Genomic DNA, 26,642 nt, shown 5'->3' on the forward strand with positions numbered 1-26,642 from the left:
TCAACAGACCCTAATTACGACGGCTTACAAACAGAGTATGATTTATATTAATATACTTAACCTAAACCGATGAAGCTTCTCGTTAGTCAATATGCTTCATTCGATGTACAACACTTTTTGGTTTTTTATCCACATCATCACTTTGCTCTTCTGGCAGCTCAATTGCCGTATATCTCTCGTCCTCAGGAATATCCTCTAAGCGTCGAAGTGTATTTACCTGAATATGAGGCCACAAAGTTGTTCCACCGCTGGAGCCAAACATAAATTCAAAGTCTACAATCTGTTCGTATTGTAATTGATCAATCACTTTGTCTTTACCGTCTCTACCTTTAATCACAACCTCTTCAACCCACATACGATAACGCATACGAGCAACACGGCAGTAACGCTCAATCATCACATTGTTTATTGCGCCACCTTGTACGCCGGTATCATGTTGTGTATCTAATTCGATCAGGTCGTACTTTTTAAATTTCAGCTTATCGTTAAAATCTTTCAAGATCAGGTTTGGTTGCACGGTATAAGGAAACTGAGCCCCAAATTGATTATAATTAAAAATACGCTGAAAATACGCTCTTGCACTATTAACACCACCACCTTCTTGCTGCTCCCTTGGGAGTTCTGTCCAACTCGGTTTTTCGCGAGAGCCTGCGATTAAATCTCGTTGTGGATCTATCCCCATTGTTGGTGATATTGAAAGATACTGTTGCTCCCAAAGCGAGGCTATTTGTGGCTCAAAGCGCTTGTCTTTTGAACTCGCAGCATCTTCACTTTGGGTTATTTCACCGGTTAAATGAATGGTTGTACCGTGCGGTATCACACCAGAGCGAGATATTGAGTGAGGTGGAACAAATTGAGGACCAAGCTCACCTGGGCCTATAACCGGATCACCAGCATCCTCTATGAATGACTCTTCTGTGGATGGGTGTTTAAACATCGTTGGTGGGTTTTGTGTCGGACTGTCATCTTGCCATGGCATAGTATTGTCACCCAACCATATATACATCCCGTTCTCAAAATGTTGTAACAGTTCATCGTTATCAACAATGGCTGTTTCATATTTTACCGCGCCATTAAATTGCTCGTTTGAGCCTGCACGATTTCGAACAGGCGCATTAACTTGAGTAAATTTAAGCTGCTCTCTGTACTGTTGAGATTTAAAATGAAATACCCCAAAGATAGTTTCAGCAGAGGTTCCCGGAGATGGCATACAGGTTGTATGTAAGCCTTTTGGCCCTCCTTTCCAATTAACCCAAGTGCCGTTTAATTTTGACAACACCCCAAATTGAGGTATCACAGGTTGAGTATCTTCAGACCATGTTTTGTAAGGCCTTACCGACGAAACATTAAGTTCCTTAGTCATTGTATTCTCCTTGCTTATAGGAATTTAAAAAGCCAGTGACAGTAAAAGTCGCATTACTCATGCTTTAGTTAATGGCTAACTGTTTAGTAATTCATCTATAAGCATGGACGATGTAACGAATAATACCTATTACACCGCCTTACATAAGCCTCAGATTAAGCGAAAACTAGAGTATGGATAGTATTATTCACCTATTTGGTACTGTGCTTTCCCCTCTGAAGCTGACGTAAACTTCCCATTTGCATTTATTAATTGAGTAAAAGGCTCGCAGGCAATTACAGTAAATTGACTACTTGCAATACCATCAACAAACTTTCCTGTATGCATTAAAGTAAGTTTACAAGCGGTGTCTTTGAATATGCCATCAATAAACTCAATACCGTTAAATTGAGCATTGCCACTTTCATCGTAAACCAGTTGATATTTTACCCAACTTTGTCCATGCAAATCCCCCGTATAAACCTGTTTTATCTGAGCTGTTTTAAACGTAATGTGTTTACCCAGTGAGAAATCAGGTGCTTCTTGCCAGTCTTGAATTTGGAATGTGCCGATAAGTTTCATATGTGCCTCTGTATTAATATTTAAAAACTAGACCTTAAAACTAACACATGGGTATATTAGAGTATTGTAAAAACGCGCAACCCAAATTGACTGTGACCCAAATACTAAAAGAACATCAAGCCTTCACAACGGGTGTACTTCACCATACTCATAGCGAGCAACACTATACACTGCGAAGATACCTACCTCAGGGGAAGTTGGCTCATTTAGTGGAGCAGTTTTGGATTGTTGATTGGGCACTCAATGAAGGTCAATCACATATACAAACCAACTTACCAGACCCAAATTGCCACCTCTACTTTGAGCAAGGCAAACTCAAAGTAATTGGCCCAGTGAGCACAGCTTATCGCTTTGAGATGCAAGGTGAAGATCGAATAATTGGTGTTAAATTTACTTTGGGGACGCTCGCACTGCAAACTGGAATAATTGCTACTGATTTAGTAGATAACACAGTGCCAGCCACACAGGTATTTGACTTTGCAGATAGACTTGAATCTGAACTATTAATAGCCCATTCAGACACTGACATCATACGTATATTGCAATTATGGTTAACACCATTAGCTTGCAAACCACCAATACAGTTAGCAAAAACACAAACACTGATACAGTTGATAAAACAACACGCCGACATCACGCAGGTCACACAGTTGTCGCAACACGCAAGCACGCCAAAACGAGTCATTCAAAACTACTTCAAGCAATATATCGGCCTGCCCCCTAAGTGGTTAATTAGAAAATATCGCTTACATCAAGCACTTGAGCTATTGGACTCAAAAAACAAAGACATTATAGAAGTGGCAACATGGTTAGGCTATACCGACCAATCACATTTTATTCGTGATTTTAAAGCATTCACTGGTACGACTCCAACAGCGTACTTTCGTCAGTGTTAATCGATGATATATCGAAAAGCAATAAAAGAGATGTCGGATTCGCTCAGCGACACTCTCAGTAGATGGTAACTCGATTGCGACCTTTTGCTTTGGCATCGTATACCGCATGATCAACTTGTTTTAACGAGTCACTAAATGGCTTTGCTAAGTTAACCTCACCAACACCACAACTGACCGTCACTTGGATAAAATGACTATCAATTTCAATGGTGTTTTTTTCAACATTTAGGCGCAAACGTTCAGCCACTTCTAACGCTCCAGATGCTGGCGTGTTTGGTAACAACGCAACAAACTCTTCACCACCTAAGCGGCATAAGCAGTCTTCAGTTCGTAATACTTGTTGGCAGTATTTTGAAAATGCTTGCAAAACCACATCGCCCACTTCATGACCATAACTATCATTAATACGTTTGAAGTGATCAATATCTAACATTACTAAACTTAACTGTTGACCAGAGCGAATATGCCGGCTTATCTCACGGTGAGCACAATCCATTAAATAACGGCGATTTTTTAGCCCAGTTAAGGCATCTCGAAAAGCCAATTTTGTAAGCTGTTTTTGCAGCAACCATAAATCTTTAACAAGCAACCTGCGGCTACAACAATCCGCAACCATTTCAGCGTAGGCGATTTCTGACCCTTGCCAATGTCTTTTTGCACCGGTACCTTCAAAGCAGACTACACCATGAGGGATACCATTTTTAAAAATAATGGTATCAAGCATGGTGGAAATATTATTACTATCCAAGTAATTCTCTTTGAATTCACAGGTGCGGGGGTCAGTCGCCGCATCCGTCGCATCTATCGAGATACCTGTCGTAATAGCTTTAAAATAACTGGGGTATTGCTCACACAAAAGTATAGGGTAATCAACTTCAGAGCACTCTTCTTGCCAAGCTGTGCTGGCAACATTAATCAGTTTTTTGGGGACAGTGATATCATCAAACAACCACACAGATACATGTTCAACAGCAAGAGTCTTTTTACTTTCTAAGATAAGGTCTAGTAAAAAGTTTTGGTAACTACCAGATACATCAAGCTCTTGGGAACTCATTCTTCTTAAACGCTGAGTGACTTCACTAAGGTCAATAAACATTGTAAACCACTATCTTGGTGTTAAACACAGGGTATCTATGAGGCATGCTCACTTTGTCACAATGATACCTAAAACAATAAAAAAGTGGGTAATTATTTATATACAAATATTTAAAAAAATAACGACAACCGTCATATTTATGTCATATATTTTAATAAATACTTCTTAAATATTGGATCTGTTTTAGCCAGTGCTTTTTGTTCATCTAAAATACCCTGCAATATACTTTTTGACGTTAAAGGATTGGCAAGTACAACACGAAACACAACGGTAGGTTGACTATCATACTGGCTCGGTGTTAACCGTGTACGTGATACAAACGAAATACCAGCCTCACGCTGACGTTTTTGCATACTGGCAGTAAAACGATTTAGCGCAGCATAAATATCTATGCGCTCTTGTTCACTTGCAGATTCAATCGCTTTGCGAACTTGCACTGGCACATAACGGTAAGTTAATAAACATAGTTCAGGCTCGGAGATTAGTTCAAAATCAGGTTCTTGTTCTATTAGTTCAGCAAAGTACTTGGCTTTTTCTATGCCTTTATCAATTAGCATTTCGTAGCCTTTACGGCCAATTACTCGTAAGCACGCATGCACCAGCATAGCCATACCTGGACGACTGCCTTCAAGGGTATGACTGCCTAAATCTTTTGAGCCTTTACGCAAAATATATTCTGCGTGATGCTCTATCGCATCCGATGCAGCAGGGTCTTTAAACAACACTAAACCTGCGCCCATAGGCACATACATTTGTTTATGCGCATCAATGGTAATTGAGTCAGCACGTTCAATACCATTTAATAAATGCCGATTATTTGCTGATAATAAAGTAGCACCACCCCATGCAGCATCAACATGAAAATGACAGCCAAGCTCTTCGCTTAGGGTTGCCATGTCGTCAAGCGGGTCGATATTACCCGTTTCGGTAGTGCCAGCTACACCAACCAAGGCCATTACTTTTATACCTTGCGCTTCTAACTTATGAGCTTGCTCACGCATTTTTTGTACATTAACTTTATTATTCGCGTCGGTTTCTATGGCAATAAAATTGTCACGACCAAGACCCAGTACATCTGCTGCCTTACCTAATGAATAATGGCCACGTTCAGACACTAAAACAGCGAGACCTTTATAACCATAGTGCAGCATTGCAGCAACCATGCCTTTTGCTGCAATTCCTTTAAACTGACCATCCGCTTTTAATAAACGGTTACGCGCAATCCAAAGTGCGGTGATATTTGCAACTGTACCTCCAGAGCAAAAAGCACCTAAAGACGTGCTCGCACTGTGCATCCATTTATCGTAAAATTTATCTGATGCGCCATAAGCTAAATGGTGCATCATGCCTAACACTTGCCTTTCAAGTGGCGTAAATGCCTTTGAAGTTTCAATTTTTACCAAGTTTTGATTCAAGCCCACCATCAGTTTAGACAGTGGTAATACAAAGTGAGGTAAAGCCGAGGTCATATGGCCGATAAAACTCGGCGCAGCAGTATGCACAGAGTGTGCAACTAACTGCTCCATAATATCTTGTGCATAATCAGACACAAACATTGGCTCTTCTGGGATCACGGCAGATTGAAAGTCCTTCTCAATATCATGTAAGGGCTTTTCTATTGCTGCAATGTTCTCGTTTAAAAAACCTGCTAAGTTATTTGAGATCTCTAACTCTATTTTACTTAGAGTCGAGTCAGGCGCTTCTGGCACCGTAAAAATACGCATTAAACTTTCTTCAGAAGCGACAGCACAACGCTTTGGACCCATTACATTACCCAGTTAGTTACGGACTGCCTCTTTGCTGCCCACAAGCTTGTTATTTTTAAATGGCTAATTTTACTGCAAGTAAAGCCTAATGTCTCCTATTGTATGCTGAAAAATCATGATATGGCTAAGTTCGTTATGACAATTTAATGTTTTAACTAAGACAAATCTCTTAAATTTACGTAACAAAGCGCGTTTCAAATTATACATTCATATCTTAACCCCAGGGATTTGTGTACAACCGAGCTTTAAAATACCACTACATAAAATTCAATCACAAAGCACTATCGGCTCTGATTGCTCTGTTAAAAAAGCCAAAAACTAACTAGACTAGACGGGTTAATTCAGCTTGAAAACTTTACAATCACGTTGCGTGAAGTTTAATTTTTGGGAATAAAGTGTTTATAAGGATTATTATGTACCGAAAGACCTCAGCAATGACTTGGTCGCTGATAGGATTTTCACTTTTTATATCTAGTTTAGTTGGCTATGTTGCGTATACCTATCATTCAACACGCACAGCCATCATGACACAAATTGATGAGCAACTGCTCCGTGCAGCAAAGAGTGCTCAATTAATTCTTGAAGGTGACTACCATAACCGCTTAAACAACATGAGTGTTTTAGAATATCAGCAAAAAAGTGCACAACTCACAGCGCTTGCACAGGCCATTGGTGTAGAGTATGTATATGCTATGATATACCGCCCACCACATGTCGTTTTTACTGCATCCAGCTATACAACAGAAGACATAAAAAACAACAAACTCACACAATTTTTGGATAAATATCCTGAAGCGACGAACATCAACAAAGCCGCATTTCAATCCACTGAGCCTGTATTTGAAACCTCCGAAGATCAATGGGGCCACTTTAAAACCATTTTTGTTCCATATATCTCTAGTAATGGCACCACTTACATCACCGGTGCAGATATGACAATTAACCAAGTTGATACAATGCTACAAAAAAGCGTTGCAAGAGCCACATTAACTGCAACCTTTTTCTTTTTTATTGCAGTGATGGTGGCTGCGTTCTATATCACTTTATACCGCAGGTCGATGAGCACAGACCCCCGCACAGGCTTTGCAAATAGAGTGGCCTTAGAGCGAGATTTAAGTAAACAACAAGACCAACATATTTGCCTTGCTATTATTTCAATAGATGAGCTCGAAGACATAATCGGTTTTTATGGTACTCAAGTGGGCGATCGTGTAATACAAAAAGTCATGGAGTACTTCAAACCCATTACTCAGCCTCATACTGTCTATCGATTAGCCACATCAAAGCTCATTATTATGAGCCACGTTAAAGAGGGTGAAGCATACTTAAGCCGGATCATTGCAGATTTTCCAAAGTCAACGCCCATACTCACTAAGCCCCATTTATACGTGCAATTGCACGCTGGTATAGCCTCAGGTAATAAGTCGTTGTTACTAGAAAATGCAGCCATCGCATGTCGACAAGCAAAACAAACACAGCAACTTATTTGCCTGTTTAATCTAGATAGTCAGGATGCTCGTCTAAAACAAAAAAACCACTTAGCCATTGCTAATATTTTGCAAGATGCTTTTGCCAATAATCGAGTAGCCACCTACTTTACACCTAGAGTTGACCCAAGTACTCAACAAGTGGTGCAACATGGTTGTACAGCAAGAATCATCACCGAACAGGGGACTATTTTAAAAACAGACAGCTTTAATGAAGTGGTGCGTCAGTCCCGCTTACAAAGCCAACTAACACGTAATATTTTATCTCAGTGTATTGACCGATTTAGAAAAACAGGCGCTGCTTGGAGCATTAAGCTTAGCTATCAAGATGCAACCGACCCACAATTACTAGATTTTATTGACCAAGAGTTAAAACGTTACCCTCAACCGCGCCTAATCACATTTGAATTAGATGAAAAAGATGTACTTGAACATTTTAATGCCATGGCGGTGTGCATTAATGTACTCAAAAGCAAAGGCGTAAAAGTATTAATTAATGCGGTCAGTAGTGGCTTATTAACTGTTAGTCGAGTAATGAAGCTGAATATAGATATGATTTTATTAGATGAAAACAACATTACGCATATTGCTGATGATGAGCAGGTTTTTGATTTTATAAAGCATATTGCAAAGCTTTGTCACGATAAACATATTATGCTGTTAGTAGCAGGTGTTGAGTCTCAAGCGCAGTATAACAAGCTCTCCAGCGCAGGCGTTGATTTAGTTGAGGGGCGCTATATTGCAAGTGATGCCCCTCACCTATGCACTAAACTAAGGCAGTTGCACAACCAAGCGCATGCTTGATTGACCACTGGCCCAGTACTTTCTCTCAAATGGAGTAATTGCCGTATCACTATGATAGGCAGTTACTGGTACTGGGTAACCCGCTAACTGTAAAGCACGTGCAAACTCTTTTACATAAATATCCCAATTACTGCGCACTTCCAGACAACCACCTAATTTAACGATAAACGGAAAAACTGCTGCACCGTGCCAACGACGCTGCACATGCTTGGCTTTTGGCCAAGGGTTTGGATAGAGCAAATAGTGATGGGTAGGTTGCCACTTTGCATCTACCGCTAAGCGCCAAAAGTCATTTAAATCAGCTTGTACCAGTATATATTGGCCTGACTCTGATTGCTTATATTCTACATCATGCTTGTTTAAACGATGCGACGATTTATCAATACCTATTACCAGCGCGTTTGGGTGTAATTTCGCTAAGTTTGCAGTACTTTCACCCACTCCACAGCACGAGTCTAAAATAATCGGCCCATTGAACGCTTGCACACGGGCATTAACTTCATCAAAGGCATGCTGGGTGTGCGCTGCTATGGGTTTTTTAAACTCAGCGACAAGGTGTTTATTAACTATCTCATCAAGCTTTTCGTGCAAACTTGGCTGATTTGATACAATGCTTCTTGAATTTGCTTCACTCATCAGTGGCGTAACCCTACTCCTCGACGTATTAAACTCAACGCCAAGATAAATAATCCAGAAATAAACGCTAATAATACCGTAAATGCGACGTATATGTTGACATCAGAGACGCCTAAAAAGCCATATCTAAATGCATTAACCATATAAATGATTGGATTAACTTGTGATACGCCTTGCCAAAACTCAGGTAACAAAGTAATTGAATAGAACACCCCACCTAAATAGGTCAATGGCGTTAAAACAAAGGTAGGAATAATACTAATATCATCAAAACTATTAGCAAACACGGCGTTTATCAACCCACCAAGAGCAAACACCGCTGAGGTTAAAACAACCGTCGCAATGATCACACCTAAGTTATGAATTTGAATATCCACAAAAAATAGCGATACCAAAGTCACAATAAAGCCAACCAGTATACCGCGTGCCATACCACCACCAATGTAGCCAAGCACAATAATATAATTTGGCACGGGGGCCACCAGCAGCTCTTCGATGCTTTTTTGAAACTTAGTTGAATAAAAACTAGAGGCTACATTTGAGTAAGAATTTGTGATCACCGACATCATAATAAGGCCAGGTACAATAAACTCCATGTAGCTGAAGCCTCCCATATCACCAATACGAGAGCCAATTAAATTACCAAAAATCACAAAATACAAAGTCATGGTGATCGCTGGTGGAACAAGGGTTTGCACCCAAATCCGCAAAAAACGAATACACTCTTTTATCCAAATACTTTTTAATGCTACGCCATAGCGGGTAATGCTCATGATGTTCGCCCCTGCTCTAATAATCCAACAAACAACTCTTCTAAGCGATTCGCTTTGTTACGCATACTCAATACCGTATTACCTTGTGCTGTTAACTGAGTGAACACCTCATTTAGCCCTTGTGACTTGGCAACCTCTACCTCAATGGTATGGTCATCAGCCATGGTAAATTCATAGCCTTCAAGCGTCACCGGCACAATCGGTAATTTAAGGTCTAACACAAAGGTTTCTTTATCTAATTTTGCAAGTAAAGCTTTAATGGTGGTGTTTTCAACAATAATACCCTTATCAATAATGGCAATATTTTTACACAATAACTCTGCCTCTTCGAGGTAGTGAGTAGTTAAAATAATGGTCACACCTTGTTTGTTGATCTCGCGTAAAAACTCCCACATAGAGCGACGCAATTCAATATCAACCCCAGCTGTTGGTTCATCAAGGATCAGTAGCTTAGGTTCATGCATTAAAGCTCGAGCTATCATCAAACGACGTTTCATACCACCGGATAATGTACGTGCTTGCTTGTCTTTTTTCTCTAGTAAACCAAGTTGTTTTAAGTATTTTTCTGCGCGTTCATGGGCCAAACCGCGCGGTACACCATAGTAACCAGCTTGATTAACTAAAATCTGATTCAGTGTTTCAAACTGACTAAAGTTAAACTCTTGCGGTACTAACCCCAGTTCAGACTTAGCATCTTCCAATGCGGTATCTATGCTATGGCCAAATACTTCAACTTGTCCTGCGGTTTTATTAACCAAAGAGGCAATAACACCAATGGTGGTCGATTTACCTGCACCATTGGGTCCAAGTAATGCAAAAAAGTCGCCTTGCTCAACTTGCAAATCAATGCCTTTTACGGCCTCTACGCCGTTTTTATAGACTTTTCGCAAGCCTTGAATATTCAATGCAATTGTCATGTTAATGTTGCTCTCCATAACCCCAACGTTTAGTTAAGGTATGTTCGATATTTAAATGATCTAAAATACGGGCCACCATAAAATCAACCAGATCAGCAATCGATGCTGGCTGATGATAAAAACCAGGTGCAGCTGGCATAATGGTCACCCCTAATTGACTTAACTTGAGCATATTCTCAAGATGAATAGAGCTAAATGGGGTTTCTCGTGGCACTAAAATTAGTTGCCCACGCTCTTTTATCACCACATCAGCGGCGCGCTCTAATAAATTATCAGACGCTCCCATGGCAATGGCCGACACACTGCCTGCACTACATGGACACACCACCATTTTTTTAGGCGCTGCCGACCCTGATGCCACAGGACTAAACCAGTTATCTTTACCAAACACTTTAATTTGCTCAGGTTTGGCGCTAAATAACGTACTCAATTGCTCTGTGGCTTTTTGTTCGTTGCCCGAGAGTTTAATGTTCGACTCAGTATCAAGTACCACTCTAGCGGCACTTGAAATAAGTACAAACACTTGATAATTCATGGCCACTAATACTTCTAATAAGCGCAAGCCATAAGGCGCGCCCGATGCACCACTAAAGGCTAATGTGATAGCAGGTTTAAACTTATCCACTCATATTACCTATAAATTAAGACGTTAATTTTTCTTTATGTGCTAGCGCAGTCAGTAACTTCTGATGCAGGCCAGCAAAGCCACCGTTGCTCATTATCAATACGTGTTGACCAGGCTGCGCTTGTTCACACACACAACAGATAATATCATCAATATTATTAAAGCATTGACGTTGTGCTTTTTGTGCGGCCTCTGCGAGTGACCAATCCAATCCTTCAGGCTCCAATAAGTAAACTTCATCGGCCAGCGATAATGACTCAAGTAAGGTATGTTGATGCACGCCCATTTTCATAGTGTTTGAGCGTGGCTCTAAAATTGCTATTACAGGCTCATTTCCTACTTTGGCTTTTAGCCCCGCTAGTGTTGTTTTTATAGCGCTAGGGTGGTGTGCAAAGTCATCATACACATGCACGCCGTTTACTTCGCCCAATAGCTCCATTCTGCGCTTTGGCGATTTAAACGCTGCCAATGCCTCAATACTTATCGAAGGTGCAATGCCCACATGGCGCGCGGCTGCAATGGCCATCATGGCGTTTTTAACGTTATGCTCACCAATTGCTGACCACTTTACTGTACCTGCAAGTTTTCCAGCTAGATATACTTCAAATTCAGATCCATCATTAACAAGCAACTTATACGTCCAATCGCCATTTAAAGTTTCTTGCAAGCTCCAAAAACCACGTTCGAGTACTTCAACTAACGCTTTATCATCAGCAGGATAAATCGCTTTACCTTGGCAGGGTAAGGTTCGCAGTAAATGATGAAATTGCGTTTGAATAGCATTTAAATCATTAAAAATATCGGCATGATCAAACTCTAAGTTATTCATAATTAAAGTGCGCGGTAAGTAATGTACAAACTTGCTACGTTTATCAAAAAATGCCGTATCGTACTCATCAGCTTCAATAACCAAAAAAGGGGTGTCGGATACGCGAGCTGAAACACCAAAATTTTGTACAATACCACCAATTAAAAACCCAGGGCGCAACCCTGCATATTCAAGTAACCATGCCAGCATACTGGCTGTGGTGGTTTTGCCATGAGTGCCTGCAACCGCCAACACCCATGCCTCTTGCAACACATTATGCTTTAACCATTCTGGTCCTGAAGTATAAGGAATTCGGTGCTCAAGTACATATTCAACACACGGATTACCACGGCTCATCGCGTTACCAATCACCACCATATCTGGGGCTGGGTCTAACTGTTTTGGGTCATACCCAGTGGTAAGTTCAATGCCCAAAGACTCTAACTGAGTGCTCATTGGCGGATACACGTTTTGATCTGAGCCTGTCACTCTATACCCTAAAGATTGCGCTATGGCGGCTATGCCCCCCATAAAAGTGCCACATATGCCTAAAATATGAATGTGTGTTTGTGCTTGTTGCTGAGTTGCCATGAGAATAACGTGCCTTTTTATTAATTTTACCGCAGTTGGCAAGGTGCCTACTATGCCAAATTTGAGCGCAATAAACCAATCATAACAGCCGTGCGCGATAAGCAATAATAACAGCCGTGCGCGATAAGCAATAATAACGGCCTTGGCTGAACTTTTAATGAGTACTCAATAGATAAAAAAAATGCCAGTCGCTGACTGGCATTTTTTAAATACTATAACAAGCTGATTTACGCAACACCATATTGATCGCGATATGCTTTTACCGCATCTAAGTGCTCAGTCATGCAGCCTTGTTCTTCAAGGTAGGTGATCAAGTCAGCCAGCTTAACAATAGAAACCACTTGAGTACTAAAGTCACGCTCAACTTCTTGGATGGCAGATAACTCAGCTTTGCCTTTTTCTTGACGGTCGAGTGCAATTAGCACACCGGATAAATCAGCACCCGCAGCCGCAATGATCTCCATAGACTCGCGTATTGCCGTGCCTGCGGTGATCACATCATCAACTAACATAATGCGACCTTCAAGCGCCGACCCAACTAATGAGCCCCCTTCGCCATGCTGCTTTTTCTCTTTGCGATTAAAACAATAAGGTACATCTTTGTTGTAGTGATCAGCCAAGGCAACAGCAGTGGTTGTTGCAATTGGAATACCTTTATAGGCTGGGCCAAATAACACGTCGTAATCAATACCCGCATCTTCTAATGCAGCGGCATAAAAACGCCCTAAGCGCGCCAAATCACGACCGGTGTTAAACAAGCCAGCGTTAAAAAAGTAAGGACTAGTACGGCCAGATTTTAAAGTAAACTCACCAAATTTAAGTACCTGCTTTTCAAGGGCAAATTCAATAAATTCTTTTTGATATGCTTTCATGTTTTACCTACTAAAATTTAAACCGACCAAACTTATGCTAATGCTTTCTTTTGTAAATCAATGATCTCACGAATTGAGTGCTTCGCTAAACCAAGTAACTCATCTAACTCTTCAAACGAGAACGGTTCACCTTCAGCAGTGCCTTGCACTTCAATGAGTTTACCTGTTTCAGTCATGATCACGTTCATATCGGTTTCAGCTTCAGAGTCTTCTAAATACTCAAGGTCTGAAATCGCGGTCCCTTTGTAAACACCCACTGAAATAGCCGCAATCATAAACTTAAGCGGGTTAGTGTTGATCATGCCTTTAGCACGCATGTTTGTAAGCGCATCAACTAAAGCAACACACGCGCCGCTGATTGAAGCAGTGCGTGTACCACCGTCGGCCTGCAATACATCACAATCAATCGTTACGGTGTTTTCGCCTAACGCTTTTAAATCAACTGCTGCACGCAATGCACGGGCAATTAAACGTTGAATTTCCATGGTGCGACCGCCTTGCTTACCACGAGCCGCTTCACGGTTATTTCGAGTATGCGTTGAACGCGGTAACATACCATATTCAGCGGTGATCCAGCCTTTACCTTGACCTTTCATAAAACGAGGTACACCCGCTTCCACAGTGGCTGTACACAGTACTTTGGTGTTACCAAACTCTACTAAAACCGAACCTTCGGCATGCATAGTATAGTTACGAGTAAATGTTACCGGTCTAATTTGGTTTGCTGTTCTTTCGCTTGGACGCATCCACGTTCCCCTAAAGTAAAAGTTTTATCTATTATAAAGGCACAACCGATCGGATGCTATGTGTTAACTAAGAAATAGTTGCGGTAAAAGTTGATTATTTTGGTAATTATTTCCGCTGTCGCCTTGCGTGCTTTATAAGCTATAATGGCGCAGAAAATTTTGTTAATAGATTAGGAACTTTACATGATCCATAGTATGACCGCCTACGCACGCCGAGAAGTTAAAGGTGATTGGGGCACTGGAGTTTGGGAAATTCGCTCGGTAAACCAGCGCTACCTAGAAACCTTTATCCGCGCACCTGAACAATTTCGAGGTATGGAGCCGGTAGTACGTGAGCGCTTACGCAAACATTTGCAGCGCGGCAAGGTTGAAGTGTATTTAAAGTTTACTGCAAACCCTGCACATGTGGGCGAGCTCTCTATTAACGAAACCCTCGCTGAGCAATTAATTAACAGCGCTAAATGGGTGCAAAAACATAGCCAAGGCGATATTAACCCTGTTGATATTTTACGTTGGCCAGGCGTAATGGAAGCGCAAGAAATTGACTTAGACAGTGTTAACACCGAGCTACTGGCTGGTTTTAATGAACTTATCGAAGACTTTAAAGCCGCCCGCGCCAGCGAAGGTGAAAACTTAGAGGCAATGATTACCACCCGCCTTGAAGCCATTGTAGAGCAAGTGGCTATTGTTGAAAGCCATATGCCTGAAGTAAGCAAATGGCAGCGTGAAAAACTCACTACCAAACTTGAAGAACTCAAAGCAGAAATAGACGAAAACCGCCTAGAGCAAGAGCTTATTTACCTTGCCCAAAAGCAAGATGTAGCCGAAGAGCTAGACCGCCTAAAGTCACACGTAAAAGAAACTCACAAAATCTTAAAAAAAGGCGGCGCCTGCGGCCGTCGTTTAGACTTTATGATGCAAGAGTTTAACCGCGAGTCAAACACCCTAGCCTCAAAATCAATCAACACCGAGATCACCAATGCCGCCGTTGAATTGAAAGTATTGATAGAGCAAATGCGTGAACAGATTCAGAATATTGAATAGTGTTTTTATCTGTTCGTATTTGTTAAGAAATCAAATAAAGCCCTTATTTAATAGGGCTTTGTTGTTTTTAGGTGTTCATGATTGTGTAACTCCCCCTAAAATTATGGGAACTTATGATCAGTATGATTATTTTGATGAAAGGAAAGAAGCGCACCGGAAGTTAACTGATACACTTTCCGAGTTTTTCTAACTGCTTTATTTTTTAATAGAGCCGGGTAATTCAGGTAAACCTAGCTCTTTAAGAAAGTTATTATGAGTTTCTAGCGCCTCTTGAAAGTCAGATTCGTAGCCTACTAGGTCTTCATGAACTTGTTGTAGATCTACTTTCGGCTCAGCTTTGGCTGTGCTGACATAACGAGAAATATTTAAGTTGAAGTCGTTTTTCTCTATTTCTTCCATCGAAATACGACGAGAATAACGTTCTTCTTCTTTTCTAAATTGATAAGTTTCTACAATTTTTTCAATATCGTTAGGTTGTCCATCTTTACCGTCACGTAACTTGTTTTGACGTTTACCTGTTTCGTAATGCTCACTAGCATTTATGAATAAAACATCGTCGTACTTTTTGCATTTCTTAAGCACTAAAATACACACAGGGATGCCTGTGGAGAAGAATAGGTTAGCAGGTAGGCCAATTACCGTATCGATATGGCCATCTTTTAATAATTTAGTACGAATGCGATTCTCAGCACCACCTCTGAATAACACGCCATGCGGTAATATAATCGCCATTGTGCCTTCATCACTTAAAAAGTGAAAACCATGAAGTAAGAACGCAAAATCAGCAGCAGACTTAGGTGCTAAGCCATGGCTTTTAAAGCGAAAGTCTTCAGCCATTGCTTCTGTAGGCTCCCATCTATAGCTGAACGGTGGATTCGCTACCACCGCATCACATTTTAATTTCTTAGCGGGGTTCATTTCACTGAGCATGTCCCAGTCATTAGTTAATGTGTCGCCATGATGAATTTCGAATTCAGTATCCTTTACACCATGAAGAAGCATATTCATACGTGCAAGGTTGTATGTGGTAATGTTTTTTTCTTGTCCGTATATCTTGCCAATTCCATCACCGCCAAGGCGCTTTCTAACATTTAATAGCAACGAACCTGAACCACACGCAAAGTCCATTACTTTATCCAGCTTTTTCTTTAAACCTGTTGCTGGTTCTTGGCTATCTAATACGACGATACGAGACAAAATATCCGAGATAGGTTGAGGTGTGTAGAACTCACCCGCTTTTTTACCTGAACCAGCAGCAAATTCGCCAATTAAGTATTCGTATGCATCACCAAGGATATCTGTTTTGGTTGAAAACTTGGCGATACCTTCTGATATTTTAGTGATAATAGTGCAGAGTTTAGCATTACGGTCAGTTGGTTTTTTACCTAGCTTTTCTGAGTTAAGATTGATCTCAGAGAATAAGCCTTGAAAACTGCTTTCAAAGCTATGGTTTTCGATGTATTTAAAGCCAGCTTCTAATGTACGCAATAATTCATCATCTTGAGTTCGAGCCATTTCGGCAATGCTCGTCCAAAGATGATTTGGCTCTATCACGTAATGAAGTTTGCGACGCATTTGCTTTTCAAAGAAAGACTTATCTTCTTCAGATAGTTCTTTATAAAAAACGGCTAATGGCGCTCGTTTATCGTCACTTGATAAATCAGGGTAATCACGGCCTAACTCTTTTTTCGCAGCCAATTCATAGTTATCTGATAAATAACGTAGGAATAAAAACGACAACATATAATCACGAAAGTCATCCGCGTTCATTGCTCCACGTAAGCTGTTAGCAATATCCCAAAGTGTTTTACCTAAATCTTTTAGTTCTTCTTGAGTCATATTAGTTTGTCTCTACTAGCTGTTCAGTCTGCTCTTGGTTCGCTGCGGGTTCTTGTGGCTCCGCAGGTTCGGGGAACAGCTCAGGGTTAAATCTATAATTATTTAAAAAGTTATTTAATATCCGACGGAAGTGCACCTTATTTTCGCCAGTCATTTCCATAGGTTCGAATAAAGAGTAATTACCGTGGCTTAAAATATTGACTATACGTGCATGTAATACACCGTCTGGATCATCATCACCTTGCTCAATACAAGCTGAAAAGTTTTTGAACCCATGAAAAGTCGCTGTTTTTTCAAGAATGCTACGCAATATATTGAAGTGATAAGTATATAAATTTCCTGTTTCCGAGGCTTGGTGGAGCTGTTCAAGCAAGGCTACATGATGGAAAAAAGGCGTGCTATTGGTATAACGAAGTTTATAGAGCTGCGCTTCTTTGTCATAACTTAAAAAGTAAGGCTGTAGCTTTTTCTTTTCATTAAGCTCGTTCCAAATTACATTAAAAAATAAGGTATGGTGAGAAGATATAACTGTCTTTATTGAGCTGTTTGCATTTTTTAAGAGTTGTGCCAGATGGCTTGCTACAGCAATCGCATTGTTATCATCTAATGATGAAATAGGATCATCAATATATAGATATTTTACCCATTCATAAGCTTCTTGTTGATCAACCGCTAATTGAGCAACCGCAAGAAAAAAACACCAGACAAAGATGTTCTCCTCACCACGAGATACTTTAATATGTTCAATTGTTTCTGCGCCCGTTTCAGCTTCAACTTCACGGGTGAAGTTAACTACCCAGTCGTCATAATCGATGAAAAAGTCAAAATCGGCATAACGCTGCAACAACGGGCGAATGCGATTTTCCATTTCCAACTCTTGTAACCCATTGAAAAATCGAGATTCTCTATTAATTTTTAATACTCGTTGTTCGTCGTTTTCTAAATCATTATCCCAGCGAAACAAATCTTCGGTAAACGCATTAAAGTATAAAGTATCCCTGTCTTCATCTTGCTTGCCAAAATTTTTAAAAGCCATTGATAGGCGTGTTTTTCCTGTACCGTTATAGGCAAAGAGGAGTACTTGATTAATAGTAATTGTTTTATTGCCACGTTGAACTCCGTTTTCTAAGACCTCCCTTAGCTGCGTTGAAACAGAACCAAGAGATGGAAAAATTAATTCACTCATAGACTGACATTATCCAAATCAGGGAATAGCTGCTGCAATAATCCGTTTTTGTGCTTTATTAAAGATTTAAGTAATTTTTCTTGCTCAGAAATAAAGTTATCTATAGATGAAAGACACTCTGCTATTTTTTGTTGTTCTCTATTTTCAGGCAAGCATAATTCAAGTGTTTTAAGTTGAGAGGAGTATAGATGTACTACAGAAACACCTTGTGCTAAACGAGCTATATCATTCTTTTTAGCCCCATTAAGGTAGTATGATAAAAATACACCGTCACAATTTGTACGAATAATGTTTAAATCGCTACCTAGTGCAACTCCACTATTCATTAAACAACTAGCTGTAGCGATATCTTCATGTGTTTCTCCCGAAGCAGGAATAATTACATCATTTTTTTTACTTAATACCAGATCACTTGAAGAAATGTTTGTAAACGAAATAACCCTATCAATAGTCTCTCCATAATCGGTGTAAAGCTGGCCATATCGTATACATGGCAACTGACCATCGTCTGTAATATCGGACTTTGATATACCTTTTCCTTTTGAAAAAGATGCAATATCTCCTAGAACACATTTCGTCCATGTACCTTTAAATTCAGGAAAACGCAGCTTAGGTAATTTTTCATCTTCAGCAGGAAAAAGTTGCTTAATTAAGCCTTTTTTATATGCTTTGGTAGTTTCAAGTTTATTTTTTACCGCCATATATAGATTGTCGAGCGATGACAAACAACCTGCAATTTTTAGTTGTTCTCTTTCGTCAGCCTGTGGAACAGGCATCTTTATAAAATTACTAGAAGAAATACTCATCCTGTCATGACGCGCGCCAGTATTAGAAATCATCTTCATATAGTGGTGCCATTTGGATGATTTAAAAAAGTGCTCATAAAAATCACTATTCTCAGTATTTAATCTGAAAACAGTATAAAGGGGAGACATTACACCCTTACCAATTTTATTTTTTGAAATAGGTCCTACTGGGGCTGCGGAAGATATACGAGGGTTGTAAACGTAATCATTTCTATCAACTATATAATATCCTTGTAAGTTACCTTTAGTAGCAATATCTTTTTTAAAGTAATCCTTTTGATCTAAAACACCACCAGTGGCCGAGTTAGTTAAAACACGATCAATTTTTTCATCAGTATTTTTTGCAGTTTGTCTTCTGGCTATAGATTTCAGTGGAACTATTTTCCAGTCTGGAAATTGTGAACCATCATCCATCTTAAATCTTAATTTTGGTAAGGGAATATTTACGTTTTGATTACTCATATACCGCTAGCCCTGAAATTTCACGCCCTTGGGCTAATTTATGTAAATGTGGAATTAAATCTTCCATTAAGTCTCGCTCTACTTTTCCGCGTTCTCGCCAACTTAACTCAAGCGGTTCCAATAAGTCGGTTAACTGTTCACCATCAAAAATCATTCGATTAATAATTGTATCAACAAAGCCTTGAAGTGCTTCTGGTGTGAGATTGTGCTTTGTTGCCATTTCATTTAACTCATTCGCTGATTTTTCAGCTTTGAATTTTTGATACCCTTCATGAATTTGCTTCGTGGTTAGAACTTCACCTGTATTTAAGCTATTGATATAGTCAATAATATCTTCACGCTCTTCCATTAAGTTGGCATTGGCGCTGATCATATCGATCACTTCTTTACGCGTCATTTTCTGTTTACTTGGTTCTTGTGTAGATTTAGCGATCAAGCTAATAATATAGTCGTAATCAATAACTGCCGAAGCAAACAAGACAAATTCAAAATCTAGTTGCTGAACTTTGTCGTCAACATCGCTTTTATCACCACTGTTTTGATCTTGTTTACGTTTAAGGTCTTGAGCCGTTTCTAAATACTGCCCTTTAAATCCACGTAAAATATCAGTTGGTAGTGCTTTCTCAATCTTCTGTTGCTGTTCTTCTTCCAACTCAGTGTATTGATCAATTTGAGTTTTAATCTTCTGTACTTCTTTAAAATGATTGATAAAGTCTGCTTTTGCACTATCACCTTTAAGATTTACTACGTCTGAAGGGGTACAATCTAAGCCTTTTTCTTTCATAAAAGTTTCAAGCTTCTCGACTGCATTTTGATATTTTTCGATGGTTACAGGTGCAGGATCGACCAACCATACTTCTTTGTCTTCGTTTTCGGGGTTGTGACCTGAAAAGCGAGAAATAGCATTTTCTACTTCGTCTTCTTGCCCTCGAAAATCAAGGATGTTGCCCCACGGTTTACTGTCGTTTAATACGCGATTCGTACGAGAGAAAGCTTGTATTAACCCATGGTATTTAAGATTTTTATCGACATACAAGGTGTTTAAATACTTAGAGTCAAACCCAGTAAGCAACATATCAACAACAATTGTAATGTCGATTTTATTCTTGTGTGGATAATCCGCATTTGTGTATTTTTGATCTTTGATGCGTTGTTGAACATCTTGATAATAGAGATCAAATTCATTGATTGTGTGATTTGTACCGTATTGGCTATTGTAATCAACTAAGATCGCTTTAAGAGCCGCCTTTTTCTTCTCTGGCTCTACTTGGTTGTCTGCTTTTTCTTGAGGCAAATCTTCTTGAAGCTGTTTAATGTCTTTAACATTCTTATCTACTGACTTGGTATCTGCCTCTTTAGCTCCTTCTGCATTTTTAGGTGGCTGTGCAGGAGGTGAGAAAACACAAGCGACATTTAGCAGTTTATAGTTTTCGTCTTCACTTTGTAGTTGCTCTTGTTGAATTTTAAACTGTTCAACATACTCGATAGCATGATTAATCGATGCGGTAGCTAGTACAGCGTTAAAACGGCGCTCACTTGTTGCAGCATCATGTTTTTTTAGAATCTCTTTAACCACAGCCTCTGGTGGAGGTGTGACTTTTTTGGGCTTATTAACTTTCTTACTTTTACCGTCTTCGATTGCTTTTGATTCATCTATACCAAAATAATCAATATGGAAACTTAATACGTTTTTATCTTCAATGGCATGAGTAATGGTATAAGCGTGTAGCTCTTTTTCAAATATATCTTTTGTGGTTTTGAATGTGCCTACTGTGCCATCAATTTGTGTATAGGTAGAGTTTTCTTCAAAGATTGGTGTGCCAGTAAAGCCAAACAGTTGAGCGTTAGGAAAAAAGCTCTTTATTGCTTTATGATTATCTCCAAACTGTGAACGGTGACATTCATCAAATATGAAGACAATACGTTTGTCACGCAGAGGCTCTAAACGCTCTTTATAAGTTTGCTTACCTTCTTTTAGCTTACTCTGATTTCGTTTACTTGTTTCATCAAGTGCTAACCCTAGCTTTTGAATAGTTGTAACTATTACTTTGTCAGCATAGTCTTCAGATAACATGCGACGTACAAGTGTTTCAGTATTAGTATTTTCTTCTACACAACCATCTTGAAACTTGTTGAATTCTTCACGGGTTTGGCGATCCAGATCTTTACGATCTACAACGAATAAGCATTTTTCAATATCAGGGTTATCTTTTAAAAGTGTTGATGCTTTAAAAGAAGTGAGTGTTTTACCTGAACCAGTAGTGTGCCAAATGTACCCATTACCACGGTTTTGGTGGATGCAATCTACAATCGCTTTAACGGCATATACTTGATAAGGGCGCATCATTAAAAGCTTTTGTTCGGACTGAACTAACACCATATAGCGACTAATCATTTGACCCAAAGTACATTTGGCTAGAAAGTCATTAGCGAAATCATGTAGGTGTGCAATGTTCTTATTATCTTCGTCTGCCAATTGATAAATAGGTAAGAAGCGTTCGTCAGCATTGAAGCTAAAGTGTTCATTACGGTTGTTAGCAAAGTAATAAGTGTTGTATTCGTTGCTGACTATAAATAGCTGCATGAAGCACATCAGTGTATTGCCATAGCCGTTGCCTTGGCCGTTTTTATACTCGACTATTTGTTCCATCGCTCGACGGGTAACGATTTGATGGTTCTTAAGTTCAATTTGTACAACAGGTACGCCATTAATTAGCAAAATGACATCATAACGATGATGACTATTATCTGTATTGATGCGTAATTGGTTTATTACTTCAAATTCGTTTTTACACCAATCTTTGATGTTCACTAGCGTGTAATGCAAAGGTGTTCCATCTTCGCGTTGGAAGTAACCTTGTTCGCGCAGCGTTTTGGCAGCAGTAAACACATCTGCTGTTACTATTTCATCTCGAAGTCGGGCGAATTCTGAATCAGTAAGTTTTACGTAGTTCAAAGCTTCAAACTTTTCGCGAAAGTTTTTCTCAAGAGAAGCTTTATCTCGAATATCCCGACGATAAGTATATTTGAGGTCTTCTAATTTTGAGATCAGAGCGTCTTCAATTTGTTGTTCTTTTGTCATTCTTTATCCTTTTGCTCTTCTATCCATACTTCAACATCTTCACTTTTAAACCGCCACGAACCACCGACCTTAAATCCCGGCAACTTACCTTCAGCAGCGAGTCTATATGCTGTTTTTTCGGTTAGCTTCAAGTATTCAGCTAACTCCTTAATGGTAAGAATTTCACTAGACATATTGAGTCCTCAAATTTGATACTGGATAGGTTATGAGAAAATTGAGGGATAAACAAGAACTATGAGGATAGAGTGGGAGTTACATAGTCATCTGTGTATTTTAATGAACGGGAAAATCCAGCGGTTAGAGGTCTACACAAAGTGACTTCATAGGTAAAAATTTGTAGACCTGAATGCGGCAGTCAAGCTTTCAACCAATCAAAACTGAACGATATTTTTTGCTAACAACATTTGACCTGTCTATAACTTCATAGTTTATCGTCATTCGCGTTCTGGTCTGTTTGAGCCAGCCGCGCCATGAATAAAAAAGAACGGAAAGGACGTTTTATCTGTGTATCGCATTTCTGAGTTAGCTGAAAAAGTCGGGCTGTCACGGTCAACCTTGCTCTACTACGAGAGGCTAGGTTTGTTGCAGGGTGTTCGCCAAACCAACGGCTATCGACTGTATTCAGATAAAGATGTTCAGCAGTTGCGCTTGTTGCAACAACTGCAAGTGGGTGGTTTAACACTTAAGGAATGTAAATCCTTTTTGGACAGCAAGGTGCAGCGCTCTGTACTTGAAAAGCGCTTGCAGCAGCTGGACGAAGACATCGCTCAAAAGCAACAAGCTCGCGCGTTACTTGCTGCCTTGCTGGGTGAAGGTTCACTTCGTATTTGGCACCAACAGACCGATAAATTAGCACCAGACGCCCATCTGGAGTGGTTAAAGCAACAAGGGTTTAATGAACAACAAGCCCTGCATTTGAAATGGTTATCAAAAGATATGAACGAACACGATCAATACATGGCCGATTTTATGACGGTATTCCAACACTTAGAACGCTGGGGGCCAAGTTCTGATGCCGATACACTAAAAGCATTGTCCACACTGCCAAAAATACCCACCAAGATCATTGATATTGGCTGCGGCAAAGGCTTTTCAACCCGGTTATTGGCAAAACACACCCAAGCCGAGATTATGGCAGTGGATAACGAGCAAAGTGCGCTGGATGAACTCGGTGAACGTCTCACTGAGCAGGGGTTAGATACCCGCGTTACCTTAAGCTGCGCCAGCATGACGGATTTGCCTTTTGCACCTGAAAACTTTGATTGCATCTGGTCAGAAGGCTCAGCTTACATAATGGGGGTTGAGCAAGCGTTAACCCAGTGGCGTAAACTACTGACTAATCTTGGCTATATGGTCGTCAGTGATTTGATCTGGTTAACCGGTAACCCAAGCCAAGAGGCGGTCGCATTCTGGGAAGGTGAATACCCAGATATGCAAACCATCGAAAAACGCTTAAGCCAAATGCGCCAAGCAGGCTTTGATGTGATTGATCATTTCACCTTAAGAGAAAAAGCATGGCACGATTACTATCAACCACTCAAAGCGCGAGTTGCAGAAGTAAAAGCAAGCATGCCAAATTCCAGCGCCATTATGGATATTGAGCGAGAAATTGCGACTTATGAACGTTACCTAGGCGAGTTTGGGTACCACATGTTTGTGCTACGTAAAGGGGTGTAAAAAGGCCCCTGACACAAACACCGTTTAACTGAGCTTTAGGATGAGGCTTAGCGATAATAAAGCGCTGCATTTTCTTGTTTGCGCTGATCCAATGTCTTAGCAATCGCAGACACTGTTGTTTTACTGATCCCTTGCTGCTGTGCCAGATACGTAAATTGGCTGATGGCTTCTGCGACTTCTTCAATGACTTGCTTTGCATCATTCCAATTCGCAAAGCCAGCACTGGTAGCAAGTTTTTGCATCACCTTAAGCGGTGGCGCTTTGCCATAACCCCCGAACGTAGTGGCGTGTTCGTTGAATGGATGTGGGCTGTAGGTAACATCGTAAAAAGGTGCAGGATCCCATTGACCGTCATCCGCTTGCAAAAACGCCCAGTTTTTACTGTGGTCGTCTTGATTAGACGACAGCAGGTTAAAAACGGCACGGCGAAATTGCAGCTGTCCAGCCGCTGGAGATTTACACAACTGACGGCTGGCTTTGATCAAGTCAATGTAATCTAAACTTGGCGTTCGAAAGTCTGCATCCAATAGCCCGCAAGCGCTGTGCATATGCAAGCGACCTGAACTGCGATTGCCGCTTAAATTGGTCTGTTGAGTGACATAATCAAAACGCTTGAGCGCCAACCAAGCAGGCGCACCGCTAGTAGGCGGCGCTTCAATGAGTTGCCAAACTGGTGGTTGACACTTAGCTTGCTCAGCCATTTGTAAATAGACCGCCTCGCACAAACCTTCTTCATGCCCGAGCGCGAGATTTTTAGAGGTAAACTTAATCAGCCAAGCCTCATCTCTAGGCTGAGCAAAGGTTCGACAATGCTGAATTTCCCCTGCGGGCATATAAATCTGCGCCTTGGGTCTTGCCCCACCTGAACTACCTCCGGCGACTAATGCAGCCAACACCTGTTGAGTATGCCCATCTAACTCATCGTGATTATCATCCATATAATCTGACATTGAAGCATCAAACAGCGTTTGTGCTTCTAAGCCTAAAATAGCTAAATCAATATCCGCGTGCGTGGTGGCTGAAAACTCAGACACCGGAGAAAAAGACAGCGCTCCCATGCCTTTATCACCGACAAAGGCCAGCCTATCCATTGCCGTTAATTGATTAGACAGGATGCCCTTTTGCCGGAAAATACGATCTTGTAACAACATGCCCCAGCCATCGGGCAAACAATCTCCAAATACGCCATGTACACCCTGGTGCGGCGCTTTAGGTGCAACTTGAACTTGCGCATTCGCTTGCAAGGTAAAAGGTGATAAATTACCAAACTGCTGCAAATAGCTGTCTGCATACTGAAAAAAAACGCCTTGCCGATTCTGCGCCAAGACCCCTACAGCAACCTGCTCACCTGAGCTTAACGTACGAGTTACGGCGAGTTTTTGAATGGGTTTAAAACTCATCTTTTAGCACCTCATCAATGCTAGTGGGCATAGTGGTGCGCTCTTTGTTCGGCTGTGTTAGTTGATAGAGCCTATCTAGCGAATCAAGTGTCTGCCAAAGCAACAGCAATTGGCGGAATGAAATTTGCCCGGTCAGCTCAAATTTCTTAATGGTGGCCGCAGGTACACAGCTTCGCTCAGCAAGCGCCGCTCGTGACAACTTTGCTCGTTGACGTAACTCACGTAGATAAGCCGCATAGGCTTGGCTTACATCGGTATCATCAATTAAGGTAAAATTCATCCGCAAAGACTAAATGGATACAGTTATATCCATTATAGCGAAATAAACAGAAAATGGATATTATTGTATCCATTGCTGGATGGAGTGTTGAAAAAATCACTCGATAAAGCCTTTCTAAACTGCTATTTTTGAGTCCTAACTGCAGCATAAAAACGGCACTATTTTTCCATTGCTAACCACTAAGATTTAGTAAAAGCCATAGGCAAGTGGTGGGCAGTTTGGTCGGCAAACAGGGTTTCCTGAGGCAATAAAAACTATTTTCCCAGAGACCGAAATTCAATTGTGTATCGTTCATCAAATACGCAATTCAATGAAGTATGTCGCCTCTAAAAATCAAAAAGCGTTCATGGCTGATTTGAAGCCTGAGTATCAGCTCGTAATATAACGTGCCCACTTGGCGTTCAAGCGCGCGTACGCTCCAGTTTTGCTCGGCAGATTCTTGCATATACCAAAGCCGCGCGGCTTGGTTTTCAATACGAATTAATTGTGTGTAATGCGACCAGCTCAATTTTGCAGACAGTGTCTGCAAATACTTGGGCATGTTGCTTGGAAACGCTGCTCATACAACAACGTTTAAATTTTTTACCACTGCCACAGTGGCGAGGATCATTACGACCAAGCTTCATTATAAACCTCTCTTAATGTTGTAAAAAACACTGTATTTTCCTATTTTCGCTGCTCTGCTGCTTTGGGAGATGAGTAAGTTGGCTGAGTGCTGTGCAGGTAGTTCTTCAATAACTTGCCTTGCCTTATTCCAATTAGCATAACCAATACTCGCGGCAAATTCGATAACGCTTTAAAAAAACACCCATTTTTGAGTAATAAATAATAGCAGTGTAAAACGGCATTGTTTTCCATGGTTCAACACTATAGAGTTTAGATTTTACCAATCAGTTAACTTAGGTACAAAATAACACTTTATGTA

The 26,642-nt window shown here is 40.5% G+C and carries 24 protein-coding genes and 1 pseudogene; 5 read left to right on the top strand and 20 right to left on the bottom strand.

Translation table 11 applies throughout. The features are described 5' to 3' along the window. Positions 1 to 82 precede the first annotated feature (82 nt). Together SANK73390_RS22365 and SANK73390_RS22370 are read right to left on the bottom strand one after the other, a co-directional pair. Positions 83 to 1,363, bottom strand: a complete 1,281-nt coding sequence (locus SANK73390_RS22365) for a peroxidase, FMP-type (RefSeq protein WP_462768509.1) — start codon at positions 1,361 to 1,363, stop codon at positions 83 to 85. A 183-nt stretch (positions 1,364 to 1,546) separates the two neighbouring features. Next, entirely contained in the window at positions 1,547 to 1,924 is a 378-nt protein-coding gene (locus tag SANK73390_RS22370; RefSeq protein WP_462768510.1) for a DUF3224 domain-containing protein, read from the bottom strand. A 47-nt stretch (positions 1,925 to 1,971) separates the two neighbouring features. On the opposite strand from SANK73390_RS22370, the gene SANK73390_RS22375 reads away from it, so the two are divergent. Further along, on the top strand, positions 1,972 to 2,820 hold the full coding sequence (locus SANK73390_RS22375; protein WP_462768511.1) for a helix-turn-helix domain-containing protein: 849 nt from the start codon (positions 1,972 to 1,974) through the stop codon (positions 2,818 to 2,820). Positions 2,821 to 2,875: 55 nt separating this feature from the next. Here SANK73390_RS22375 and SANK73390_RS22380 read toward each other — a convergent pair whose 3' ends face one another. Further along, complete coding sequence (locus SANK73390_RS22380; RefSeq protein ID WP_462768513.1) at positions 2,876 to 3,916, bottom strand: sensor domain-containing diguanylate cyclase; 1,041 nt, start codon at positions 3,914 to 3,916, stop codon at positions 2,876 to 2,878. Positions 3,917 to 4,053: 137 nt separating this feature from the next. Further along, positions 4,054 to 5,682: a pyridoxal-dependent aspartate 1-decarboxylase PanP gene (gene panP / locus SANK73390_RS22385; protein WP_462768515.1), complete on the bottom strand. Its 1,629-nt coding sequence runs from the start codon at positions 5,680 to 5,682 to the stop codon at positions 4,054 to 4,056. A 413-nt stretch (positions 5,683 to 6,095) separates the two neighbouring features. Between panP and SANK73390_RS22390 the strand changes: the two genes are divergently transcribed. Continuing rightward, complete coding sequence (locus SANK73390_RS22390; protein WP_462768516.1) at positions 6,096 to 7,973, top strand: EAL domain-containing protein; 1,878 nt, start codon at positions 6,096 to 6,098, stop codon at positions 7,971 to 7,973. On the opposite strand, the gene trmB is transcribed toward SANK73390_RS22390, so the two are convergent. The 7 genes from trmB to rph form a co-directional block, all read right to left on the bottom strand. Next, positions 7,941 to 8,609 carry a tRNA (guanine(46)-N(7))-methyltransferase TrmB gene (trmB, locus tag SANK73390_RS22395; RefSeq protein ID WP_261592073.1) on the bottom strand — a complete coding sequence of 223 codons (669 nt, stop codon included), beginning with the start codon at positions 8,607 to 8,609 and terminating at the stop codon, positions 7,941 to 7,943. The two genes, SANK73390_RS22390 and trmB, sit on opposite strands and share 33 nt — an antisense overlap. Next, complete coding sequence (locus tag SANK73390_RS22400; RefSeq protein WP_462768612.1) at positions 8,609 to 9,376, bottom strand: ABC transporter permease; 768 nt, start codon at positions 9,374 to 9,376, stop codon at positions 8,609 to 8,611. The genes trmB and SANK73390_RS22400 overlap by 1 nt, the downstream gene beginning before the upstream one ends. 2 nt (positions 9,377 to 9,378) lie before the next feature. Continuing rightward, positions 9,379 to 10,299 (bottom strand): ABC transporter ATP-binding protein, encoded by a 921-nt coding sequence (locus SANK73390_RS22405; RefSeq protein ID WP_462768518.1) that lies wholly within the window; start codon positions 10,297 to 10,299, stop codon positions 9,379 to 9,381. Between the two features lies 1 nt (position 10,300). Beyond that, complete coding sequence (locus tag SANK73390_RS22410) at positions 10,301 to 10,924, bottom strand: flavin prenyltransferase UbiX (RefSeq protein WP_261592071.1); 624 nt, start codon at positions 10,922 to 10,924, stop codon at positions 10,301 to 10,303. A 16-nt stretch (positions 10,925 to 10,940) separates the two neighbouring features. After that, positions 10,941 to 12,323, bottom strand: a complete 1,383-nt coding sequence (mpl, locus tag SANK73390_RS22415) for a UDP-N-acetylmuramate:L-alanyl-gamma-D-glutamyl-meso-diaminopimelate ligase (protein ID WP_462768520.1) — start codon at positions 12,321 to 12,323, stop codon at positions 10,941 to 10,943. Positions 12,324 to 12,550: 227 nt separating this feature from the next. Next, positions 12,551 to 13,195 (bottom strand): orotate phosphoribosyltransferase, encoded by a 645-nt coding sequence (gene pyrE / locus SANK73390_RS22420; RefSeq protein WP_261592069.1) that lies wholly within the window; start codon positions 13,193 to 13,195, stop codon positions 12,551 to 12,553. 32 nt (positions 13,196 to 13,227) lie between these two features. Continuing rightward, positions 13,228 to 13,941, bottom strand: coding sequence for a ribonuclease PH (gene rph, locus SANK73390_RS22425; RefSeq protein WP_261592068.1), 714 nt, complete (start codon positions 13,939 to 13,941; stop codon positions 13,228 to 13,230). A 183-nt stretch (positions 13,942 to 14,124) separates the two neighbouring features. Between rph and SANK73390_RS22430 the strand changes: the two genes are divergently transcribed. Next, entirely contained in the window at positions 14,125 to 14,985 is an 861-nt protein-coding gene (locus SANK73390_RS22430) for a YicC/YloC family endoribonuclease (RefSeq protein ID WP_261592067.1), read from the top strand. Positions 14,986 to 15,180: 195 nt separating this feature from the next. On the opposite strand, the gene SANK73390_RS22435 is transcribed toward SANK73390_RS22430, so the two are convergent. The 5 genes from SANK73390_RS22435 to mads1 are packed head-to-tail and all read right to left on the bottom strand — an operon-like array spanning position 15,181 to position 22,533. Beyond that, on the bottom strand, positions 15,181 to 16,824 hold the full coding sequence (locus SANK73390_RS22435) for a type I restriction-modification system subunit M (RefSeq protein ID WP_462768522.1): 1,644 nt from the start codon (positions 16,822 to 16,824) through the stop codon (positions 15,181 to 15,183). Position 16,825: 1 nt separating this feature from the next. Beyond that, on the bottom strand, positions 16,826 to 18,010 hold the full coding sequence (locus SANK73390_RS22440) for an AAA family ATPase (RefSeq protein ID WP_462768524.1): 1,185 nt from the start codon (positions 18,008 to 18,010) through the stop codon (positions 16,826 to 16,828). Beyond that, the gene (locus SANK73390_RS22445; RefSeq protein ID WP_462768525.1) at positions 18,007 to 19,278 is read right to left on the bottom strand and encodes a restriction endonuclease subunit S; all 1,272 of its coding nucleotides are present in this window, start codon (positions 19,276 to 19,278) and stop codon (positions 18,007 to 18,009) included. Before SANK73390_RS22445 ends, SANK73390_RS22440 begins: the two co-directional genes overlap by 4 nt. Further along, positions 19,271 to 22,360 carry a type I restriction endonuclease subunit R gene (locus SANK73390_RS22450; RefSeq protein WP_462768526.1) on the bottom strand — a complete coding sequence of 1,030 codons (3,090 nt, stop codon included), beginning with the start codon at positions 22,358 to 22,360 and terminating at the stop codon, positions 19,271 to 19,273. The genes SANK73390_RS22445 and SANK73390_RS22450 overlap by 8 nt, the downstream gene beginning before the upstream one ends. After that, the gene (gene mads1, locus SANK73390_RS22455; protein ID WP_462768527.1) at positions 22,357 to 22,533 is read right to left on the bottom strand and encodes a methylation-associated defense system helix-turn-helix domain-containing protein MAD1; all 177 of its coding nucleotides are present in this window, start codon (positions 22,531 to 22,533) and stop codon (positions 22,357 to 22,359) included. The genes SANK73390_RS22450 and mads1 overlap by 4 nt, the downstream gene beginning before the upstream one ends. Positions 22,534 to 22,864: 331 nt before the next feature. Here mads1 and SANK73390_RS22460 point away from each other — a divergent pair, with 331 nt between their 5' ends. Beyond that, positions 22,865 to 24,037 carry a MerR family transcriptional regulator gene (locus SANK73390_RS22460; RefSeq protein ID WP_462768528.1) on the top strand — a complete coding sequence of 391 codons (1,173 nt, stop codon included), beginning with the start codon at positions 22,865 to 22,867 and terminating at the stop codon, positions 24,035 to 24,037. Positions 24,038 to 24,084: 47 nt separating this feature from the next. Here SANK73390_RS22460 and SANK73390_RS22465 read toward each other — a convergent pair whose 3' ends face one another. Then, the gene (locus SANK73390_RS22465) at positions 24,085 to 25,437 is read right to left on the bottom strand and encodes a type II toxin-antitoxin system HipA family toxin (RefSeq protein ID WP_462768529.1); all 1,353 of its coding nucleotides are present in this window, start codon (positions 25,435 to 25,437) and stop codon (positions 24,085 to 24,087) included. Further along, a complete protein-coding gene (locus SANK73390_RS22470; protein ID WP_462768530.1) occupies positions 25,427 to 25,717 on the bottom strand; it encodes a helix-turn-helix domain-containing protein in 291 nt (96 codons plus the stop codon). The genes SANK73390_RS22465 and SANK73390_RS22470 overlap by 11 nt, the downstream gene beginning before the upstream one ends. A 229-nt stretch (positions 25,718 to 25,946) precedes the next feature. Here SANK73390_RS22470 and SANK73390_RS22475 point away from each other — a divergent pair. Next, positions 25,947 to 26,090, top strand: a pseudogene (locus tag SANK73390_RS22475) (transposase); the annotation flags it as partial. Here the strand turns inward: SANK73390_RS22475 and SANK73390_RS22480 are convergent. Then, positions 26,025 to 26,258, bottom strand: a complete 234-nt coding sequence (locus SANK73390_RS22480; RefSeq protein WP_462768531.1) for a DUF1016 N-terminal domain-containing protein — start codon at positions 26,256 to 26,258, stop codon at positions 26,025 to 26,027. The pseudogene SANK73390_RS22475 and the gene SANK73390_RS22480 sit on opposite strands and share 66 nt — an antisense overlap. Next, on the bottom strand, positions 26,188 to 26,343 hold the full coding sequence (locus SANK73390_RS22485; RefSeq protein WP_462768532.1) for an SEC-C metal-binding domain-containing protein: 156 nt from the start codon (positions 26,341 to 26,343) through the stop codon (positions 26,188 to 26,190). The genes SANK73390_RS22480 and SANK73390_RS22485 overlap by 71 nt, the downstream gene beginning before the upstream one ends. Between the last annotated feature and the right edge of the window lie 299 nt (positions 26,344 to 26,642).

The organism is Pseudoalteromonas sp. SANK 73390 (assembly GCF_054966645.1).